Below are 21217 nucleotides of genomic sequence, written 5' to 3'. Positions count from 1 at the left end.
AAATTTTATATAATTTTTTAATAATTTTAAATTTTTATAAAATTTGATTGATAAAGTTGATTGGACAATCGCTTTTTTTATAAAAGAGGAAAGTCCGGACTCCATAAAAGGGCAGAATGCCAGGTAATTCCTGGGGGATAAGAATCTACGGAAAGTGCCACAGAAAATATACCGCCTTTGAATAATAAAATATTAAAATTAGGTAAGGGTGAAATGGTATGGTAAGAGCATACCGCAAATTTGGAAACAAATTTGGTCTAGGTAAACCCCATTCGGAGCAAGATCAAATAAGGTTTATTATTTAATTTTAGGTTACAAATTAAATTTGTATTGCCCTATGCAAAAAAAAATGGTAGATCGCTTGAAATATACGGTGACGTATATTCTAGATAAATGATTGTCTTATACAGAATCCGGCTTATAAATCAACTTTATCATAATTTTATTTATATTAGATTTCAACATAAAATTTATGATTGATTAAAATTGTGTTTATTTTATATAATAAATATCCTTTTTTTTATTGATTGATTAATAATTTAATAATATTAAATTACATTTAATATAATGATTTTGTGTATTGATAAATAATTTATAAATTTATGTAAATATGTATGAATATTATTCATAAACCTGTTTTATTAAAAGAAGTCATAGACGGATTATCTATTAAACATGATGGGATTTACTTAGATGGAACTTTTGGATATGGTGGGCATAGTATTAATATTTTGAAAAAATTATCAAATTTTGGAAAACTCTTTGTTATAGATAAAGATATAAATTCTATAAAATTTGCAAGAACTAATTTTTTAAATGATAAAAGAGTTTTTATACATCATGGTTCTTTTTCAGATATTTATCAATTTGCTAAAAAAAATAATATTTGTGGGAAAATTGATGGTATTTTATTAGATTTAGGTATTTCATCAGCACAATTAAATGATCCTTCTAGAGGTTTTAGTTTTTTAAAGTCTGGACCATTAGATATGAGAATGAATTTACAACAAGATTTTACTGCTAAAAAATTTATTTATGAAACAGATGTAAATAAAATGGCACTAGTATTTAAAAAATACGGAGAAGAACGTTATTCTTTAAAAATTGCTCAAGAAATTCATAAAGAAAGAATTAAATTTAATATAAATAATACTATTGACCTTGTTAAGATTATAAAAAAGATAATACCAAAATGGAAAAATCATAAACATCCAGCTACTCGTGTATTTCAAGCTATAAGAATATATATAAACAAAGAATTAGATAATTTATTTTTTGCTTTACAAGCAACTTTAAAAGTTTTATCTATTAAAGGTCGTTTGGTTGTTATTAGTTTTCATTCTTTAGAAGATAGAATGGTTAAAAAATTTATGTTAAATAGGGATTTTAATATATTTTGCTTGCCTAATATGCCCATTTATACTATTAAAAATAGTGTAAAATTTAAACAAATTGGAAAATTTATTAGACCTTCTGATGAAGAAATTCGGGATAATATTAGATCTAGAAGTGCTATACTAAGAGTAGGAGAAAAAATTGATAATAGTTAGTTAAGAGTTCTTTATTTTTATAAATTTTATTAAATTAATATTTGAGTTGTGAGATAAAATAGTAATTTTTAAAAAAATGAAATTAAGTTATTTAATGCATCCATGGATTAATAATATCTCATATGTTTTAGATTGTGAAATTTATGGTTTGCAAAATAATAGTAAACAAATAAAATCTGGATTTTTATTTTTTGCATATCCTGGAAGTACTTTAGACGGAAGGTTGTTTATGATGGAAGCGTTACAGTTTGGTGCTAGTGCTATAGTTTATGAATCATATAATATACCTACTAATTGTAAATTTCCAATAAATATACCTTGCATACCATTTTTTAGATTAAGAAAAAATTTGTCAAAAATAGTCAAAAGATATTATTTTATTTCTTCTAATAAGAATATAATAATAACTGGAGTTACCGGTACTAATGGTAAAACTACTATAACATATCAACTTGCTCAAGCATGTACTATGTTAAATAGTTTATCTTTTTATATAGGTACATTAGGAGCAGGATTTATAGGTAATTTAGAATTTTTACAAAATACTACACCTGATTCTTTAATATTCTTTCAATTTCTTAAAGATTGTCAAAAAAAGTATGTTAAAAATATATTTATGGAAGTTTCTTCTCATGCTATATCTCAATATAGAGTAAATGATATTGAGTTTCAAAATGTTGTATATACTAATATTAGTCATGATCATTTAGATTGTCATTTGACAATGGAAAATTATATTAAGATTAAATCTTCTTTTTTTTCTTCTCATAATTTTAAATGGGTAGTTATTAATTATGATGACTTATATAAGCAATTTATTATTAAATCTATTTCAAAAAAAGCACAAATTATAAGTTATGGTATAAATGTTAATGCTGATGTATATGTATTAAAATGGAAAACTGTATTTTTAAAAACTTGGTGTATGATTATGTCTCCATGGGGTAAATTTGAATTGACTATTAATACTTTAGGATTATTTAATATATATAATATGCTTGCTGTTTTTATTATTTTAATGATTTTAGGATTTTCTTTGAATGAAGTTATTTTAGTTTTTAATAAATTGAAATCTGTTCCCGGTCGTATGCAAATTATATGTCATAATCCTTGTATTATCATTGATTATGCACATAATCCTGATGCATTTAAAAAAGTATTATCATTTTTTTATAAAATAAAAAAAAAACATGTTATAGTAGTTTTTGGATGTGGAGGAAATCGTGATCAAATAAAAAGACCATTAATGGGATATATAGCTAGTTATTATTCTGATTATTTAATTATTACAAGTGATAATCCTAGATATGAAAATTCAATAAATATTATTGAAGAAATTTATTTAGGTGCTAGGATTAATAAATCTTGTATTTATAAAATACCTAATAGGGAATATGCTATAAAAAAAGCTATTGATATAGCACAATATCAAGATATTGTTTTAATATTAGGAAAAGGACATGAAAAATTTCAAGAAGTCATGGGAAAATATTTTTGCTTTTCTGATGAAAGTATAATTAGAAAATATTTAAATAAAAATTTTTTTTAAATTAAAATAATTATTACTATATTAATATTTTTATCTTAATAAAATAAATATTATTATTTGTTTTTTATTAAGAATAAAAATTTTTAAAAATTAATTTTTACAATTTTTTACTATAAAAATTTTATTATGATTGTTAAAGTTTATACTGATGGAGCTTGCAAAGGAAATCCTGGACCAGGAGGTTGGGGATTTTTATTGAGATATTGTAATTATACAAAATTTTTTTATGGATTTGATCCATTAACAACCAATAATCGTATGGAACTTACGGCTGCTATTAAAGCTTTGGAATCTTTAAATCGTTCATGTAATGTTCATCTTTTTACTGATTCAAAATATTTAAGTCAAGGTATGAATGATTGGATATTTAAATGGAAAAAAAATTTTTGGGTTAGCACTAGAAAGAAACCAATAAAAAATATTGATTTATGGAAGAAATTAGATTTAATTTCTAATTTTCATGTTGTTAATTGGTATTGGATAAAGGGTCATTCTGGTTATCCTGAAAATGAACAAGTTGATGCATTAGCTAAAAAAGCAATTTTAGAATCATTGTGTTAAGAATTTAATAAGTAATGAATTTTATTTCATTTAATTTTTTATCAATTAAGGCATATAAAATGAAAAGACAAATTGTGTTAGATACAGAAACCACAGGTCTTGATATAAAGTTAGGACATAAAATTATTGAAATTGGATGTATAGAATTAAAAGAAAGAAAATTTACTGGAAAATATTTTCATACATATTTAAATCCTCAACGTGATATTGATAAAGAATCTTTTAATATACATGGAATTACTAGAGATTTTTTGGAGAAAAAACCTTTTTTTAAAGATATTGCAATGAGTCTTTTAAAATTTATTAAACATTCTGAGCTGATAATACATAATGCAAAATTTGATATAGATTTTTTAGAACATGAATTTAAATTAATTAATAATCCAATTCTTTTGAAAAATTATTGTTCTATTTTTGATACTTTGATTTTTGCAAGAAAAAAATATCCTGGAAGAAGAAATACTTTAAATGCTCTTTGTAAGCGTTATAAAATAAATATTTCTGATAGAAATTTTCATGGTGCTTTGTTGGATGCTAAAATCTTAGCATCTCTTTATTTAGAAATGACTAGTGGACAAACTTCTTTGTTCAAAAAAGAAAAAATAAAACAAAATTTTAGCAATTATAAAAATAATGATATAGATCATGTTTTATTAGTTAGTAATTCTCCTATTATTTATGCTAATTCAGAAGAATTAAGAAGACATAATAAATTTATTAGTTTTTTAAAAAAAGACTTTTAGCAATAAAGCTTTTAACGGTTTTATTTAAATATTTATAATATTCGGAGAGAGAGGGATTCGAACCCTCGATACATAAAATTTAATTTGTATACATGTTTTCCAAACATGCGCTTTAATCCACTCAGCCATCTCTCCATACATAAATTTATTCAATTAGATATTTGCTGTGTTGAATTAAAAATGAGAGGTTCTATTTTAACAAAAAATAGATATAATTATCAATAAAATTAATATTAATTTTTATTAGATAAAGTATATTTACTATAATATAACTCCCATGGATACGTATCGATTTTCACATAGTAATATATTAAATATTTTACAAGCAGAACTTATAGACATACATTCTAGTGCAATTTTTTTAGTAAATAATTTTTTAAGCTTATTCAAATAAGATATTTGTATGTTATTTGAGGCAATTAAAATAATATTTGTTTTATATAGAATTAATGGTTTTATATTATATTTGTTTATATCGTAAATATTATTAACTTTCCAAGTAGAAATAATTGTATCATTATTTATAATGAGGCTTTTTTTATAAATTAATGAATTTATTTTTATAAAATTGTTTCCATAAGATTGAATACTATGTTTTTGACAACATTCTAAGTTAATATACATTGTTATGATGAATATTTTTTTTAAAAGTATATTTAATAAATTTTAATTAATATTATTACAAATTTTTATTAAAATATAAGTAGTTACATAAATTTTTTTTTATATGATAAATATTGTTATAAATAACAGTAAAAAAATACTGTCTAAAAATATAAAATATAATTTAATTCATAAGAGTTATTATTATAACATATTAATATCTTTAGGATTTTCTTTTGTGTATCCTCCTTTAGCAAATTTAATAAGTATATATTGTAATATATCTATAAAAGAACAATGGTTAGTAGTTTCTTTGGTTCATTGGAAACTTTATTATAATCAAGTTATGATTGTAGCATCGGATTCTTCTTTGCAATTAAATGAATTAGAATCTCGTTTATGGTTTTATGAAATTTCTCAATTTTTTAAATCAGATGATATAAATTTAATTTATTACAATCCATATATTTGGTTGATTAATATTAAAAATAAACCATTAATATATAATCCTTCTATATATGTATTATTGAATAAACCAATATATCCTTCTTTATTTTATTTAGATAAGACTTTATTTTGGCAAAAAAAAATTACAGAATTGCAAATGTATTTATACTCTCATTCACTTAATAAATGGAGGCCTCCTGGTTTAACTATTAATAGTTTATGGATTTGGGGACATGGAAAATTTATATTTCCCAAATTAATCAAAATTATTACAAATGATTTGATTTTATTAAAATATTTTTCAGAATTTAATAATATAATGAATTTTTCTTATAAATCAAAATTTGATAAAAATTGTTGTGTATTTATTAAATATCCTAAAGAAGAAATATTTATTTTTTTAAAAAAAAAGTTAAAAAAATATTCAACTTATTGGCATTGGAATAATGTATCTTTATACTATCAAGCAAAAAGATTTTGGTTTTTTTAAAAAATTGTTTTTTTAGTTAAAAAACTATATTTTTTATATTAATTAATTAATTTAATTTATAAAATTTTGTTAAAATGAATAAAGAATTTAATATTAAAAATATCGATTCTTTGATCGATTATTAATATTTAAAATAATTTTTAAATATATTTGGAATATATTAATAAAATCAGAAAAGTTTGTAAATAATTTTTTATATAGAAGATTAATTACTTTATTTGCATTAGATAATTTTTATTGTAAAGTTAATATTTTTATATATAAATATTAAAATTTTAATGTTTTTATTATATTAGTGAAATAAATTATGTTAAATATTTTAATTAAAAAAATTTTTAAAAGCAGAAATGAACGAGTTTTAAATAAAATTAAAAGAAAGATTATATCTATTAATTCTTATGAAGAAAAAATTAAAAAACTTTCTAATAAACAATTGTTTAACAAAACAAAAGAATTTAAATCTAGATTATTTGAAGGAGAAGATTTAAATGATATTTTAACGGAAGCTTTTGCTGTAGTTAGAGAAGTTTCATTTAGAATTTTAAATTTAAGACATTTTGATGTCCAATTAATTGGTGGTGTTGTGTTACATGAGGGAAAAGTTGCTGAAATGCGTACAGGAGAAGGTAAAACTTTAGTAGCTACTTTACCATCTTATTTAAATGCTTTAACTGGAAAAGGAGTTCATGTTGTTACAGTTAATGATTATCTTTCTAAACGTGATAGTAAGTGGATGAAACCTATATATGAAGCTTTAGGATTGACTGTAGGTGTTATTTATGCAGATATGCCATATAAAGAAAAAAAAATTGCTTATCAATCAGATATTATTTATGGGACAAATAATGAATTTGGTTTTGATTATTTAAGGGATAATATGATTTTTAATATAGAAGATAAAGTTCAAAAAGAGTTAAATTTTGCTATCATTGATGAAGTTGATTCTATTTTGATAGATGAAGCTAGAACTCCATTAATTATTTCCGGAGAATCTTATGTAAGTTCTGATTTATATGTAATAATTAATAAAATTATTCTACAGCTTAATGAAAATACTAATTTTAATAATTTAACGAATTATATTGTTGATGAAAAACAAAAACAAGTATATTTGACAGAAAAAGGACATGATAATATTGAAAAACTTCTTTTAGAAGCTAAATTATTAAATTCTAAAGAAGATCTTTATCGTTCTACTAATATTAATCTTATGTATCATATAAATGCTGCTCTCAGAGCCCATATCATGTTTCATAGAAATGTTGATTATATTATTAAGAATAGAAAAATAATTATTGTAGATGAACATACGGGTAGAGCTATATATGGTAGAAGATGGTCAGAAGGATTACATCAGGCTATAGAAGCTAAAGAACATGTTCCAATTCAAAATGAAAATCAAACTCTTGCTTCAATTACATTTCAAAATTATTTTAGATTATACAACAAATTATCTGGAATGACTGGAACTGCTGATACAGAAGCTTATGAATTTCAACAAATTTATGATTTGGAAGTAATAGTTATCCCTACAAATAAACCTATGTGTCGTTTGGATCAAAGTGATTTAGTTTATCTTACTCAAAAAGATAAATATAATGCCATCATTAATGATGTAAGAAATTGTGTTAAGAAAAAACAACCTGTTCTCATAGGAACAACATCAATTGAATCTTCAGAAATATTAAGTAATTTAATGGATAAGTTTTCGATTAAACATCAAATTCTTAATGCCAAATTTCATAAAAAAGAAGCAAAAATAATTGCAGATGCAGGAAGGCCTGGTGCTGTAACAATTGCTACTAATATGGCTGGTAGAGGAACCGATATTGTTTTAGGAGGAAATATATTTTATGAATTTGATCATTCATTATTAAAAATTAATAAAGAGAGAGTAAAAATCTTAAAAAAAGATTGGAAAAGACGTCATGAACAAGTAATAAAATCTGGAGGACTAAGAGTTATTGGTTCAGAAAGACATGAATCCAGACGTATTGATAATCAATTAAGAGGAAGAGCTGGAAGACAAGGAGATATAGGAAGTAGTAGATTTTATTTATCTATGGAAGATAATTTAATGAGAATTTTTGCTTCTAAACGTGTTTCACATATAATGAAGCGATTAGGAATGAAATCAGGTGAACCCATTGAACATTCTTTAATATCAAGAGCAATAGAAAATGCTCAAAAAAAGTTAGAAGGGTATTATTTTGATATCAGAAAACAATTATTAGAATATGATGATGTTATAAATGAACAAAGAAAAGTTTTTTACACGCAAAGATTACATCTTATAAAAATGATTAGTTTTAAAGAGTTTATTATAGAAATTATGAAAGATGTAATATCTAATTTAATAGAAAATTTTAATTTTTCTAAAAATATAAATGATTTCAAACAGGATGTAAAATTAAATAAATTGTTTTTTATAATTATGAGAGATTTTAATATTAGTATAGATAATACTAGTATTTTTACAAAAAAAAAATCATCTTTTAATTTTAAAAATTATATTAAGAAAGAAATTTTTAATAAGTTTTTAAATATTTATAAAGAAAAAAAAAAGGAACTTGATGAAAATATCTTATATTTTTTTGAAAAATTTATTATTTTACAAACTTTAGATTTTTATTGGTGTGAACATCTATCTATAATAGATTATTTACGTCAAGGTATTCATTTGCGAGGATATGCGCAAAAAGATCCTAAACAGGAATATAAAAGAGAAGCATTTATTTTATTTTTCAATATGATTTCTTCATTAAAGTATGAAATAATAAAGCTATTATTTTCTGTAAGTATAGAAAAAAAAACAGAAATAGCAAAAGAAGCTATTAAATTAAATAAACAAGAATATGGAGAATGTTTGCAAGAAAAAAGATTCATTTATAATAAAAAAATAAAATATTTTGATAATAAAAATTTAAATATATTTAAAGTGTATGAAAAAAAAATAGGTAGAAATGACGTATGTCCGTGTGGATCTAAAAAAAAATTTAAATTTTGTCATGGACAATTATCTTAAAGATAAAAAAAATAATTTTAGTAATATACGTATATACAACAATATGTTCTATTATATTAATTAAATTTAATATATTCAATATTATATAATAAGTTATGCTAAAACATTTTTTTATTGTTAAAATTTTTATAAAATATATAATCTAATTAGATAGGTCAGATAGCTCAGTTGGTAGAGCAGAGGACTGAAAATCCTTGTGTCGGCAGTTCAATTCTGCCTCTGACCAAAATATATAATATATAATATATTGTAAGTAATTTTATTTATTAAAAGAAAATTAATATAATTTTAATTATTAATATGAATTCTATTAATATAGTAAAAAAAAGATTTTTTTTATTAAAAAACAGATCATATTTCTTCATTATTTTATATATATTAGAAACCGATCAAAAATTAGTAACAAAACAGTTAAATCAATTTATTTCAAATAAATTATTTGAATTTAGAAATATTCCAATTATAATTGATTTTAGTAAAATTAAAAATGAAACTATTGATCTATTATTCTTGTACAATTTTTTAAAAAGTAACTTTTTATATCCTTTCGCAATTCAAGGTATAAAAAAAAATGAAAAATTAATTGATATTGCTAAAATATTAAATTTAGCTATATTGAATGACTCATTTATTAATAATGATGAATTAATCATTAAAAATAATCAATGTGGATATGAAAAACATTTCTTTTTAAAAGAGGAGTTGCAACAAAATAAATTATATACGTTTACAATTAGATCAGGTCAACAAATTATTAATGAAAAAGGAGATTTAATTATTGTTTCTTCAGTTAATCATGGAGCAGAATTATTTGCTAGTGGAAATATTCATATATATGGTACACTAAGGGGAAAATCATTAGCTGGGATTAATGGAAATCTTGAAGCAAGAATTTTTTGTCAATCATTAGATGCAGAACTTTTATCTATTGCTGGTATTTATCGTTCAGATAATGCAATAAAATCTTATTTTGAACCATGTCAAATATACTTAAAAAATAATAAAATTAAAATTCAACCATTATGTTGATTATATTTTGAGGAAATTTTACCTTTATTAAGTATATTGTTTAATAGGATTGATTAAAACCAATATTGACTCAAATGGTATTGATTATTAAAAATATATTATTATTTTTATAATTTTTAATATTATTTTATTTTGATTTTAACTAAATTCAATTTAGTTTTAATAAACTTTTATTGAATAAAATATATTTTATTAAAATGAAATATTTATATTGATTTTTATCATAATAAAATTTATTTTATATATAAAATAAACATACTTTGTTTTTAGTATTTAAAAAAAATGTGATGGAAGAATTAACTTTATCAATAATTAAACCAGATGGAGTAAAAAAATTAATTGTTGGAAATATTTATAATAGATTTGAAAAATCTGGATTGAAAATTATTGCTATAAAAACTGTAAAGCTTACTTTCGAAAAAGCTATACAATTTTATTACATCCATAAGGAAAAAAAATTCTTTAATGATTTAATAAATTTTATGGTTTCTGGACCTATAATAGTTCAAATCTTACAAGGAGATAATGCTATTAAAAAAAATCGTGCATTAATGGGAAATACTGATCCAAAAAATGCATTACCAGGTACTATTCGTTATGATTTTGCGGAAAACATTAATTGTAATATTGTACATGGATCAGATAGTATAGAAACAGCTTATCAAGAAATTTCTTTTTTTTTTAAATCATATGAAATATTTATATAATAAATATTATTTAAATAATTTTTAATATTTTTTTAAATTGATTAAAAAACAAATTATTTTATTTATTATTTTTGGCAATATTCATTTTATGATAAAAAAAATAGATATTTTAAATTTAAATAGAGAGCAAATATTTAAGATATTTAATAGTATAGATGAAAAATCTTATAGAATTCAACAAGTTATGCAATGGATTCATAAATTTGGAACTAAAGATTTTTTGAATATGACTAATATTAATAAAAAATTTCGTAACTATTTAAATAGTACTTTTAAAGTAGAGTTACCATCAATTGCAGGTTTTAAAAAATCTAAAGATGGTACATGCAAATGGTTGTTAAAATTAAAATGTAAAAATTATATTGAAACTGTATTTATTCCAGAAAAAAAAAGAAAAACTTTATGTATATCATCCCAAATTGGATGTATTGCAAATTGCAGTTTTTGTTATACTGGAAAAATGGGGTTTAGTAGAAATTTAAGTTTATCTGAAATATTAGGACAAATTTGGTTAGTTAATAAAAATTTAAATAGAAAAAAAAAAGTATATAATGACAAAAATATAACAAATATAGTAATTATGGGAATGGGGGAACCCTTATTTAATTTTAAAAATATTATTAATGCAATAAATATTATTGCAGATAAATTTACATATAATATACCTCAAAAAAAAATTACATTAAGTACAGTTGGTATAGTACCAATTCTAAAAAAATTATATTATACAACTTCTATAGGAATTGCTATATCATTACATGCTCCTAATGAAGAATTAAGAAATATACTTGTTCCAATAAATAAAAAATATCCATTATTTAATTTAATAAAATTATGTAAAGAAATTTTTAATAAAAATCAAAAACGTAAAGTTACTTTTGAATATATTATGTTAAAAAATATTAATGACCAATCTATTCATGCTGATCAATTAATAAAATTATTAAACAATATTTTAGCAAAAGTTAATTTAATTCCATTTAATATGTTTCCTCATTCTAAATATGAATCTTCTTCTATGGAAGTAATTAAGAAATTTAATAAAAAATTATTAAACAATGGCATATATAGTTCTATTCGTAAAACAAGAGGTTTAGATATTAATGCTTCATGTGGACAATTATATAGTAAAATTAAAATGTAGAATATTAATATATTTTATTTTTTATAATAAATTTTATAGTAGATTTTAATTATTAAAAGTATGTATTAATTTTATTAAAAATTAATTTAATTAAATTTTTATTAATTATAATATTTGGTTAATACTATTTTTTTTATTTTGAGAATTTAAGATTAACTCACATACTTCACGTACTGCTCCATATCCTCCAGCTCTTTTTGTTTGCCAAATAGAATTTTTTTTTGCTTGTTCAGTTGCATTAGATACGGATATGCTTAATCCTACTTGTTTCATAACTGAAATATCAGGTATATCATCTCCTATATAAGCGAATTCTTCATTTTTTAAATTTAAAATTGTTTTTAGTTTATTAAAAGCATGATTTTTATCGGTTTGTCCTTTAAAAAAATATTTAATTCCTAGTTGTCGTACTCTAAAATCAATTATTTTACTATTAGAAATAGTTATAATAGCCACTTCTATTCCTGCCATAATTAATAGTTTTATTCCAATACCATCATGTACATAAAAAGATTTAAATTCATTTCCATGGTTATCTATATAAAAAAAACCGTTTGTTAATACTCCATCTACATCACAGATTAAACATTTTATTTTTTTTGCTTTGTCTAGTATTGTTTTTTTCATTTTATATTGTAAAAATTATGTTTGATATAATTAAATATTTATATTATTATAAATCATTTTAACAATGAAATTATTTTTTTTAAGTACTAATTAATTTTTAATAAATATTTTCTATATTTTATAGATGTATATAATTATAAAAAATTAAAAGTTAATAAAAATTAGGAAACTATAATAAAATGGTTACGATTGTTGATGAATTAAAAAATATATTTTTAAATACAAAAAATATAGATTTTGTTGATGTAGAATACAATGTATCTCATTGTGACTTAACTATTGTTTCTGATTTATTTATAAATAAATCAGAATTAGAAAAGCAAAAATTCGTTTATTCTAAATTAAAAAAATATTTTTTAAATAATGATATACATTCTATAAAAATGAATCTTTTTACAAGACAAGAATGGAATAAGAAATTATGAGTCAATTTATTATTAATGGAGGAAATTCTTTAAATGGAAAAGTTAGTATTTCTGGATCTAAAAATGCAGCATTACCTATAATAGCAGCTTCATTACTTACTGAAGATGATGTTTATATTTCTAATATACCAGATATCAAAGATGTAAAGATTATGTTAGAAATATTAAAATTAATAGGTTCAAAAATAACTTTTTACACTAAAAATAATATCAAAATTAATTCATCTAATATTGATAGTTTTTATGTACCGTTTAGTTTTACTAAAAAAATTAGAGCTTCTATTCTAGTTTTAGGTCCATTATTATTAAGGTTTGGAAAAGTTAGAATTGGTTTTCCAGGAGGATGTAATATTGGTGTCCGTCCTATTGATTTACATTTAAATATCTTAAAAAAAATGGGAATTGATATTTATATAGAGGATAAATTTATTAATGCCTCTATAAAAAAAAAGATAAAATCTGGAACTTTTGTATTTGATATGGTTACTGTCACTGGAACAGAAAATATATTAATGACATCAATTTTTGTAAATGGGGAAATAATTATTAAAAATGCTGCTTGTGAACCAGAAATTGTAGATTTATCTAAATTTTTAACTGAGTTAGGAGCAAAAATTTATGGTATTGGTACAAATACTCTTATGATAAAAGGAGTTAAATATTTACATGGAAATTATAAGTATTATTCAATAATATCAGATAGAATTGAAGCTGGTACGTATTTAATAGCTGGAATTATAACAAAAGGAAGATTGTTAATCGATAATATTAATCCAAATATTTTATCATCAATTTTATTTGTTATTAAAAAATCAGGGGTTAATTTAAATATTGGGAAAAATTCTATTGAAGTAAATATGAATAAAATAACATCTTTAAATTCGGTAAATATTGTAACAGCTACCTATCCATTTTTTCCAACAGATATGCAACCACAATTTATTATTTTAAATATTATTGCAAATGGAATCTCTTTAATTATTGAAACTGTTTTTAAAAATAGATTTACACATATAAAAGAATTGATATCTATGGGTGCTAAAATAATTTTAAACAAAAATAAAATTTTGATAATAGGAAATAAAAAATTATTGGGAACATTTGTGAAAGCAAGTGATTTACGATCTGCTGCAAGTTTAATTTTAGCTGGATTAATTGCGGTTGGAAAAACTATTATAGAATATATTGACTATATTGATAGAGGATACGATAATATTGAAAATAAATTGACTTTATTGGGAGCGGATATTAAAAGGAGAAATATAATTATTTAATGATTCTACGTAATTTTTTAGATTCTTATTTAAATGATTTATTAGAATGTAATACATTCGAAGATTCAGTTTACAATGGTTTACAAATCGAAGGTTCTGAAAAAATTAGTTCTCTATGTACTGCTGTTTCAATTTCTAATGAAGTAATTGATAAAGTAGAACTATTACAATCTGATGCGATTATCGTTCACCATGGATATTTTTGGAAAAAAGATTCTCCAGCAATTATTGGGATTAAAAAAAAACAAATAGAAAAATTGATAAAAAATAATGTTTCATTGTTTTCATATCATTTACCGCTGGATTGTCATAAAGAAATTGGTAATAATATTTGTTTAGGAAAGCTTTTTGAACTTGATAACATTAATTCTTGTAAAGTATTTAATATAAAAAATTTACTTTGGTACGGATCTTTTAAAGAATGCAAGACTTATAAGGAATTTATAGATTTAATTATCTTAAAGATTGGAAGAATACCTTTGCATATACAATCTTCAAATAAGTATATAAAAAATATTGCTTGGTGTACAGGAGCTGCACAAGATCTAATTTTAAAAGCATATGATTTAGGAGTAGATGCTTATATAAGTGGAGAAATTTCTGAAAGAACTTATTATCAAGCGAAAGATTTAAATATTCACTATTTTTCTTGCGGTCATCATGCTACAGAACGTTTTGGAATACAAGCGTTAGGAAATTATTTGCAAAACCAATTTCCTGTTAAACACTATTTTATAGAAACATTTAATCCTGTTTAATAGTATTAACATTATTAATATCAAATTTGTTACAAAATAAAAATAATTTCACTTAAAAAAGTTTAATTTTATAATTATAGATTAATAAACACTTATTTTATATAATATATTTTACTAAATGATTTATATTAAAAAACAGTTAGTTTAATAGATAAACTGATAATTAAACTATTATAATATTTTTGAAAAAATTTTAATAATTTTAAAAAAAATTTTTCTTTAATAAACTGCTTTTAAAAAAATAAGAGAATATATCATGCGATCTCATTATTGTGGTAATGTAAATAAAAAGATACTTAATAAAATAATAAGTATATGTGGATGGATAGATAATTATAGACAACATAAGAAAATAATATTTTTTGATGTTAGGGATCATTCTGGAATTTTACAAGTTGTTTGTTCATATAAATATGAAAAAGTTTTTTCTGTTGCAAAAAAAATACATTGCGAAGATGTAATCTGGGTTAAAGGTTTAGTATGTAGTTGTTCAAATATATCAAAAAATCATAATTCTAAAATAAGTTATATTGAAATATTAGTTTATGAGTTAAAAATATTAAATCCAGCTACCTTACTTCCATTTACTCCAAATGAATGTAAAAGGTTGAATATAAGTGAAAATATGAGATATACATTTAGATATTTAGATTTAAGACGAGATAAAATGCAAAAAAATTTAATATTTCGCCATAATTTAATTCAGTATATTAGAAATTATTTAAATAAAAAAGGTTTTATTGATATTGAAACTCCATTTTTAACCAGATCTACTCCGGAAGGTGCAAGAGATTATTTTGTTCAATCACGATTAGATCTTAGTAAATTCTATGCCTTACCTCAATCTCCACAATTATTTAAACAATTAATTATGATGTCAGGATTTAACAAATATTATCAAATTGTTCGTTGTTTTAGAGATGAAGATTTAAGATCTGACAGACAACCAGAATTTACACAGCTTGATATAGAAATGTCATTTATCAAAGAAAGACATGTTCAAAAAGTAATTGAAGATATGTTAATAAAAATATTTAAAAAATTTCTTGATATTACTTTAGCTAAAAAATTTATTAGTCTGAAATATTTAGATGCAATTAATAAATTTGGAACTGATAAACCTGATTTACGTATTCCTATTGAATTAATTAATATCACTAAAATAATTAAAAAGTATGATTTTAATATTTTCTTTAAAATTAAAGAAGATTTTAATAATCAAATAATTGCTTTTAAAGTTCCTAGTTATTGTAGCATTTCTAATGAAGAAATAATTCAGTACATAACATTTATGAAAAAATACAAAGTTAAAAAATTTTTTTATTTAAGTTTATATGATAACATGCCAACTTATATAAGATCAAAATTTTCTATCTTAAATTTTTTATCTAAAAATTGTATCAATGAAATTCTTCATTTTATGTCAGTTACATCTAATGAAATTATTTTTATTTGCGTTGGTTACAAGAATATTGTTTATGAATCTATGGGAAATTTACGTGTAGAAATAGGAAATAGTAAAAATTTAATTTCTACTTCTAAATGGTCTATTTTATGGATTACAGATTATCCTATGTTTTTATTGAATGAAAGAACTAAAAAATTACAATCTGCTCATCATCCATTTGTAGCTCCAAAAAAAAATAATCTTGAATTTTTAAAAAAAAATCCTCTAAAAGTTTTATCCAAATCATATGATCTTATAATTAATGGATATGAGATTGGAGGTGGTTCTATTCGAATTCATGATTTTGATTTGCAAAATACTATATTTTCTATATTAGATATTGATGAAAAAAAAATAAAATATGATTTTGGATTTTTTTTAAATGCTTTAAAGCATGGATGTCCTCCTCATGGTGGAATTGCTTTAGGTATTGATCGATTAATCATGTTATTAACTAATTCCAAATCTATTCGTGATGTTATAGCATTTCCAAAAACTAATTCAGCAACGTGTATGTTAACTAATTCTCCATCAGAAATAATGAATTAAGTTTAAAATAAAAATTATTATTATTATTTTTTTAAAATATATTTAATATTTTTATATTAAATTTTTATTTAAATTAAGAAAACATATTAATTTTATATTAAATTAATAATTATAAAATGTAATAAGTGAATATTAAGGTAAAGAACCACTAGAAAATAGATTATTGATAATGAATTATCGAATTAATTTTTTTAAAATTAAATTATTACAGTTTGTTAAAATAAATATTTAGATAAAATTTAAAATTTTTTAATTATTTTTACGCATTTAAAATATATTAAATGATTCTCCACAACTACAAGTAGATAAAGCCATAGGATTGTATATAATAAATCTCTCTCCTTTAATATCTTGTAAATAGTCAATTTTTATTTTTTTTAAATATGGATAACTAATTGAATTTATAACTAATTTTATATTTGATTTTCCGTCTGAACATTTTTTTATAAAAATAAAATCATTTTTAAGTATTTTTTGATCTAAAAAGATTTTATATTGCAATCCATTACATCCACCACTAATAATACTAATTCTTAAATTATAGTTTATATTTTTTTTAGATATTAAAGAATAAATTTTATCTATAGCTTTAATAGAAATGTCAATTTTAGTTGATGATTTTGATAAATTATTTTCTATGTTTTTCATAATTTATTTTATTTAAATAAATATTTGTTATAAATTTAATTAATGAATGACATATTTTATTTTTGCACCTCCAAGACACTGATTATTTTTATAAAAAACAATATATTGTCCAGGGTTTATAGCGCGTTGTAAATAATAAAATTCAACATAATAATCTAAACTATCGTTACATTCAAATACTGTACACAATTCTTGATTATATCCATGCCTTATTTTTGCAAAACAATTAAATGGAAACTTAAATGGTTTTAATAGCCAATGAATAGGTTCACAATAAATATTTTTTGAATATAGTAAAAAATTATTAATTCCTTGAACCACAATTAATGTATTTGTTTTTATATTTTTATGTTGTACATACCAAGGTAGTTGATCAGTATTTTTTTTTCCACCTATACCTAATCCTTTTCTTTGACCTATTGTATAAAAAAATACTCCATCATGTTTTCCTAATATTTTCCCATTAACATTTTTAATAAATCCAGGTTTTAATAAAAAAAATTCTTGTAAAAAATTTTTAAAATTCTTTTTTCCTATAAAGCATAATCCTGTTGAACTTTTTTTATTATAATTAGTAAATCCTAATTTTTTTGCTAGTTTTCTAACATCCATTTTATAATGATCTCCTAACGGGAATAATAAATACTTAAAAATTTTTGGATTAACTGCATGCAAAAAATATGTTTGGTCTCTTTTTTTATCTTTTGCCTGAAACAAAGGACTATTGTTATATAATTGTTTTTTATAAGATATTTTTGCGTAATGTCCTGTAGCTAAAAAATCAGCACCTAATTTTAGCATAGAATATTTCAGAATAATTTTAAATTTAATTTCTTTATTACAAATAATATCTGGATTTGGAATTTTACCTTGTTCATATTCGTTAATAAATAATTTAAATACCTTTTCCCAATATTCCTCAGAAAAATTAGCATAATGAATAGGAATATTTAGTTGTTTACATATTAATTTTGCATCATTCCAATCATTTTCAAATGCACATTTTCCTAAAATGTCATCCTTTTCCCAATTTTTAACAAATAATCCTTCAACTAAATACTTTTGTTTTTTCAACATCCACGCAGCAACGGACGAATCTACTCCTCCTGACATAGCTACAATTACTTTTGCTTTCATTAAAATAATATAATTTTATAAATTGACTTTATTAAATTATTTTAAACTATAAAATTAAAAATAGAAATTAATTTCTATTTATATTGATAATATATAAAATATAATATATTTTATATATAATTTTTTTTAAATTTATTAAAGATTTTTATATTAATAATTTTAATAAATATTAAATTTTAATTATAATACGATATGATTATTGTTATTCTTATATTTTAAGAAAATATTATTATGAGGATATAAATATATGGCAGTACAACAAAATAAAAAGTCTCGTTCAAAAAGAAATATGAGAAGATCTCATGATCAAGTACATATTCCTACATTATCAATAGATAATGTTACCAAAGAAGTACATATAAGACATCATATAACAAAAGATGGTTATTACAAAGGAAAAAAAATACTACATATTAAAAAAACTAAAAAAATAAAAGAGTAAAAATTGAAAAAAATAATTATTGCAATTGATGTAATGGGTGGAGATTATGGAGTTAAAGCATCAATACCAGCTTGTGTACATTCAATAAAAAAAAATTCAAATTTAAAATTATTATTAGTTGGTAATCAAGAACAAATTCATATGCAACTTAAAAAGTTTAATATGATTAAACATGAACAATTTTCAATTGTTCATACATCTGAAGAAATTTCTATGAATCAATCTCCGATAAGTGCTATAAGAAACAAAAAAAATTCTTCTATGCATATAGCAATAAAATTAATTAAAGAAAAAAAAGCTCATGCATGTGTAAGTGCTGGAAATACAGGAGCATTAGTAGCAATATCTAATTTTTTTTTAAAAACTTTACCTGGAATTGAAAGACCTGGAATTATGGCTGTCTTTCCAACTATAACTGGGAAAACTCGCATTTTAGATTTAGGTGCGAATATTACCTGTAATGTAGAACATTTATTTCAATTTGCAATTATGGGAACTGCTTTAATTGAGATTTTAGATAAAAAAATGAATCCTAAAGTTGGGTTATTAAATATTGGAGTAGAAGATATAAAAGGTAATGATCAAATTAAATTAACTTCTTATAAATTAAAACAATCTAAAATAATAAATTATATAGGATATGTTGAAGGAAATTCTGTATATACTGGGAAAGTAGATTTAATAATTTGTGATGGATTTACAGGTAATATTGTGTTAAAAACCAATGAAGGGTTAGCAAAATTAATATTAATTAAAATTAAAGAATTATTTTATAAGAATTTTTTTACTAAATTATTAGGAGTTATATCGATGCCTGTGTGGTTAAAGATAAAAAAAAAAATGGATCCTATTTATTATAATGGAGCTATCCTATTAGGATTAAATGGTATTGTTATTAAAAGTCATGGAAATGCATGTGAAAAAGCTTTTGAGTTTGCAATTAAAGAAGCAATAAAAGAAGTAGAAAATAATGTTATTGATTTGTTAAGAGATAGAATGATAAATTATGTAAATAAAGGTTTATTAACATGAAAAATGTTATAATCAATGGAACAGGATGTTATTTACCAAATTATATATTAAATAATAAAGAATTAGGATCTAAAATAAATACTTCTGATAAATGGATATATACTCGTACTGGGATAAAAAAGAGACATATTGCTTCAAACTATGAAACAACTTCTTTTATGGCATGTAAAGCTGCATTAAATGCATTGGAAAATTCTAATATTAATGCAATTGATATCGATTTAATTTTAGTAGCTACATGTACTCCAAATTATTTTTTTCCCAATATAGCATCTCATATTCAGAAGGCACTTAATGTTACCCATTCTATTCCTTCATTTGATATTAATGCAGCATGTAGCGGATTCATTTATGCAATGGATATAGCTAAACAATATATTTCCTCTGGAAATGCAAAACATATTTTAATTGTAGGAAGTGAAGTAATGTCAAAAACTTTGAATTGGGTAGATAGATCTACTTGTGTTTTGTTTGGTGATGGTGCTGGAGCTATTATTTTAAGTGAAAGTAATAAACCTGGGATTTTATCAAGTATTTTATATACAAAATATGATGTTAATTCACTTTTAATGTATAAAAATTATTCTAGTAAGAAAAAAAAATCTTTTATTAAAATGAAAGGTAACAAAATTTTTAAACTTTCTGTAAAGATTATAGAAAATATAATCAACAAAGTATTAGATTCTTGTCAATTAAATAAAACAGATATTAGCTGGTTAATTCCTCATCAATCTAATATTCGAATTATTCAAGCAGTAGCCAAAAAATTAAATTTCCCTATGTCCCAGGTCATTATAACAATTAAAAATCAGGGAAACACTTCTGCAGCTTCTATACCTTTAGCATTAGACTATGCTATACGACAAAAAAAAAAAATTAAGCAAAATGATTTATTGTTATTAGAATCTTTTGGAGGAGGAATAACATGTGGAGCTATGTTAATACGGTATTAAATTTAAAAATATTAATTAATTTTCTATATAGTATATTTATTATATAAATATTATCATTATATTTTATTAAATATATT

General features: G+C 21.6%; 20 protein-coding genes, 2 tRNA genes and 1 other RNA gene. 18 read left to right on the top strand and 5 right to left on the bottom strand.

Annotated features, from left to right (window positions below; translation table 11 throughout):
- Positions 1-52: 52 nt before the first annotated feature.
- The 5 genes from rnpB (at position 53) to dnaQ (ending at position 4403) form a co-directional block, all read left to right on the top strand.
- Positions 53-437: RNase P RNA component class A (gene rnpB / locus CCU22_RS00410), an RNA gene on the top strand.
- A 177-nt stretch (positions 438-614) separates the two neighbouring features.
- Positions 615-1550, top strand: a complete 936-nt coding sequence (rsmH, locus tag CCU22_RS00405; protein ID WP_100114648.1) for a 16S rRNA (cytosine(1402)-N(4))-methyltransferase RsmH — start codon at positions 615-617, stop codon at positions 1548-1550.
- A 76-nt stretch (positions 1551-1626) separates the two neighbouring features.
- Complete coding sequence (locus CCU22_RS00400; protein WP_100114647.1) at positions 1627-3099, top strand: UDP-N-acetylmuramoyl-L-alanyl-D-glutamate--2,6-diaminopimelate ligase; 1473 nt, start codon at positions 1627-1629, stop codon at positions 3097-3099.
- Positions 3100-3225: 126 nt separating this feature from the next.
- The gene (gene rnhA / locus CCU22_RS00395; RefSeq protein WP_100114646.1) at positions 3226-3660 is read left to right on the top strand and encodes a ribonuclease HI; all 435 of its coding nucleotides are present in this window, start codon (positions 3226-3228) and stop codon (positions 3658-3660) included.
- A 14-nt stretch (positions 3661-3674) separates the two neighbouring features.
- Positions 3675-4403, top strand: coding sequence for a DNA polymerase III subunit epsilon (gene dnaQ / locus CCU22_RS00390; protein WP_100114645.1), 729 nt, complete (start codon positions 3675-3677; stop codon positions 4401-4403).
- A 42-nt stretch (positions 4404-4445) separates the two neighbouring features.
- Here dnaQ and CCU22_RS00385 read toward each other — a convergent pair.
- Positions 4446-4538: transfer RNA gene (locus CCU22_RS00385), tRNA-Ser, on the bottom strand.
- A gap of 126 nt (positions 4539-4664) precedes the next feature.
- Complete coding sequence (locus CCU22_RS00380; protein WP_100114644.1) at positions 4665-5027, bottom strand: MTH938/NDUFAF3 family protein; 363 nt, start codon at positions 5025-5027, stop codon at positions 4665-4667.
- A gap of 103 nt (positions 5028-5130) precedes the next feature.
- Here CCU22_RS00380 and CCU22_RS00375 point away from each other — a divergent pair, with 103 nt between their 5' ends.
- The 6 genes from CCU22_RS00375 (at position 5131) to rlmN (ending at position 11848) form a co-directional block, all read left to right on the top strand.
- Complete coding sequence (locus tag CCU22_RS00375) at positions 5131-5943, top strand: hypothetical protein (RefSeq protein WP_100114643.1); 813 nt, start codon at positions 5131-5133, stop codon at positions 5941-5943.
- 307 nt (positions 5944-6250) lie between these two features.
- Positions 6251-8968 (top strand): preprotein translocase subunit SecA, encoded by a 2718-nt coding sequence (secA, locus tag CCU22_RS00370; RefSeq protein ID WP_100114642.1) that lies wholly within the window; start codon positions 6251-6253, stop codon positions 8966-8968.
- Positions 8969-9121: 153 nt separating this feature from the next.
- Positions 9122-9194: transfer RNA gene (locus CCU22_RS00365), tRNA-Phe, on the top strand.
- Positions 9195-9268: 74 nt separating this feature from the next.
- Positions 9269-9997: a septum site-determining protein MinC gene (gene minC, locus CCU22_RS00360; RefSeq protein WP_100114641.1), complete on the top strand. Its 729-nt coding sequence runs from the start codon at positions 9269-9271 to the stop codon at positions 9995-9997.
- Positions 9998-10284: 287 nt separating this feature from the next.
- Complete coding sequence (gene ndk, locus CCU22_RS00355; protein WP_233485112.1) at positions 10285-10704, top strand: nucleoside-diphosphate kinase; 420 nt, start codon at positions 10285-10287, stop codon at positions 10702-10704.
- An 88-nt stretch (positions 10705-10792) separates the two neighbouring features.
- Positions 10793-11848, top strand: coding sequence for a 23S rRNA (adenine(2503)-C(2))-methyltransferase RlmN (gene rlmN, locus CCU22_RS00350; RefSeq protein ID WP_145955068.1), 1056 nt, complete (start codon positions 10793-10795; stop codon positions 11846-11848).
- A 105-nt stretch (positions 11849-11953) separates the two neighbouring features.
- Here the strand turns inward: rlmN and CCU22_RS00345 are convergent, their stop codons facing one another.
- Positions 11954-12475 (bottom strand): KdsC family phosphatase, encoded by a 522-nt coding sequence (locus CCU22_RS00345; protein ID WP_100114639.1) that lies wholly within the window; start codon positions 12473-12475, stop codon positions 11954-11956.
- Between the two features lie 179 nt (positions 12476-12654).
- Between CCU22_RS00345 and CCU22_RS00340 the strand changes: the two genes are divergently transcribed.
- From CCU22_RS00340 to aspS, 4 genes are all read left to right on the top strand, one after another.
- Positions 12655-12900: a BolA/IbaG family iron-sulfur metabolism protein gene (locus tag CCU22_RS00340; protein WP_100114638.1), complete on the top strand. Its 246-nt coding sequence runs from the start codon at positions 12655-12657 to the stop codon at positions 12898-12900.
- Positions 12897-14174 carry a UDP-N-acetylglucosamine 1-carboxyvinyltransferase gene (murA, locus tag CCU22_RS00335; RefSeq protein WP_100114637.1) on the top strand — a complete coding sequence of 426 codons (1278 nt, stop codon included), beginning with the start codon at positions 12897-12899 and terminating at the stop codon, positions 14172-14174. Before CCU22_RS00340 ends, murA begins: the two co-directional genes overlap by 4 nt.
- Positions 14174-14932, top strand: a complete 759-nt coding sequence (locus CCU22_RS00330; protein WP_100114636.1) for a Nif3-like dinuclear metal center hexameric protein — start codon at positions 14174-14176, stop codon at positions 14930-14932. Before murA ends, CCU22_RS00330 begins: the two co-directional genes overlap by 1 nt.
- Before the next feature lie 256 nt (positions 14933-15188).
- Positions 15189-16928, top strand: coding sequence for an aspartate--tRNA ligase (gene aspS / locus CCU22_RS00325; protein ID WP_100114635.1), 1740 nt, complete (start codon positions 15189-15191; stop codon positions 16926-16928).
- A 267-nt stretch (positions 16929-17195) separates the two neighbouring features.
- Here aspS and CCU22_RS00320 read toward each other — a convergent pair whose 3' ends face one another.
- The gene (locus CCU22_RS00320) at positions 17196-17576 is read right to left on the bottom strand and encodes a HesB/IscA family protein (RefSeq protein ID WP_100114634.1); all 381 of its coding nucleotides are present in this window, start codon (positions 17574-17576) and stop codon (positions 17196-17198) included.
- Between the two features lie 39 nt (positions 17577-17615).
- On the bottom strand, positions 17616-18713 hold the full coding sequence (gene mnmA / locus CCU22_RS00315) for a tRNA 2-thiouridine(34) synthase MnmA (RefSeq protein ID WP_100114633.1): 1098 nt from the start codon (positions 18711-18713) through the stop codon (positions 17616-17618).
- A gap of 247 nt (positions 18714-18960) precedes the next feature.
- Between mnmA and rpmF the strand changes: the two genes are divergently transcribed.
- From rpmF to CCU22_RS00300, 3 genes are read left to right on the top strand one after another with little or no spacing between them, the layout of a single operon-like run.
- Entirely contained in the window at positions 18961-19155 is a 195-nt protein-coding gene (rpmF, locus tag CCU22_RS00310; protein ID WP_100114632.1) for a 50S ribosomal protein L32, read from the top strand.
- A 3-nt stretch (positions 19156-19158) separates the two neighbouring features.
- Entirely contained in the window at positions 19159-20187 is a 1029-nt protein-coding gene (gene plsX, locus CCU22_RS00305) for a phosphate acyltransferase PlsX (protein WP_100114631.1), read from the top strand.
- On the top strand, positions 20184-21140 hold the full coding sequence (locus CCU22_RS00300; RefSeq protein WP_100114630.1) for a beta-ketoacyl-ACP synthase III: 957 nt from the start codon (positions 20184-20186) through the stop codon (positions 21138-21140). Before plsX ends, CCU22_RS00300 begins: the two co-directional genes overlap by 4 nt.
- Positions 21141-21217 lie beyond the last annotated feature (77 nt).

The organism is Candidatus Legionella polyplacis (genome assembly GCF_002776555.1).
Classification (GTDB): domain Bacteria; phylum Pseudomonadota; class Gammaproteobacteria; order Legionellales; family Legionellaceae; genus Legionella_E; species Legionella_E polyplacis.
The sequence above is the reverse complement of the archived record's forward strand: the minus strand, read 5'-3'. Positions and strand labels throughout refer to the sequence as shown.

Coding starts and splice junctions, on each gene's coding strand:
- rsmH (WP_100114648.1), top strand. CDS start 615: ATGAATATTATTCATAAACCTGTTTTATTAAAAGAAGTCATAGACGGA.
- CCU22_RS00400 (WP_100114647.1), top strand. CDS start 1,627: ATGAAATTAAGTTATTTAATGCATCCATGGATTAATAATATCTCATAT.
- rnhA (WP_100114646.1), top strand. CDS start 3,226: ATGATTGTTAAAGTTTATACTGATGGAGCTTGCAAAGGAAATCCTGGA.
- dnaQ (WP_100114645.1), top strand. CDS start 3,675: ATGAATTTTATTTCATTTAATTTTTTATCAATTAAGGCATATAAAATG.
- CCU22_RS00380 (WP_100114644.1), bottom strand. CDS start 5,027: ATGTATATTAACTTAGAATGTTGTCAAAAACATAGTATTCAATCTTAT.
- CCU22_RS00375 (WP_100114643.1), top strand. CDS start 5,131: ATGATAAATATTGTTATAAATAACAGTAAAAAAATACTGTCTAAAAAT.
- secA (WP_100114642.1), top strand. CDS start 6,251: ATGTTAAATATTTTAATTAAAAAAATTTTTAAAAGCAGAAATGAACGA.
- minC (WP_100114641.1), top strand. CDS start 9,269: ATGAATTCTATTAATATAGTAAAAAAAAGATTTTTTTTATTAAAAAAC.
- ndk (WP_233485112.1), top strand. CDS start 10,285: ATGGAAGAATTAACTTTATCAATAATTAAACCAGATGGAGTAAAAAAA.
- rlmN (WP_145955068.1), top strand. CDS start 10,793: ATGATAAAAAAAATAGATATTTTAAATTTAAATAGAGAGCAAATATTT.
- CCU22_RS00345 (WP_100114639.1), bottom strand. CDS start 12,475: ATGAAAAAAACAATACTAGACAAAGCAAAAAAAATAAAATGTTTAATC.
- CCU22_RS00340 (WP_100114638.1), top strand. CDS start 12,655: ATGGTTACGATTGTTGATGAATTAAAAAATATATTTTTAAATACAAAA.
- murA (WP_100114637.1), top strand. CDS start 12,897: ATGAGTCAATTTATTATTAATGGAGGAAATTCTTTAAATGGAAAAGTT.
- CCU22_RS00330 (WP_100114636.1), top strand. CDS start 14,174: ATGATTCTACGTAATTTTTTAGATTCTTATTTAAATGATTTATTAGAA.
- aspS (WP_100114635.1), top strand. CDS start 15,189: ATGCGATCTCATTATTGTGGTAATGTAAATAAAAAGATACTTAATAAA.
- CCU22_RS00320 (WP_100114634.1), bottom strand. CDS start 17,576: ATGAAAAACATAGAAAATAATTTATCAAAATCATCAACTAAAATTGAC.
- mnmA (WP_100114633.1), bottom strand. CDS start 18,713: ATGAAAGCAAAAGTAATTGTAGCTATGTCAGGAGGAGTAGATTCGTCC.
- rpmF (WP_100114632.1), top strand. CDS start 18,961: ATGGCAGTACAACAAAATAAAAAGTCTCGTTCAAAAAGAAATATGAGA.
- CCU22_RS00300 (WP_100114630.1), top strand. CDS start 20,184: ATGAAAAATGTTATAATCAATGGAACAGGATGTTATTTACCAAATTAT.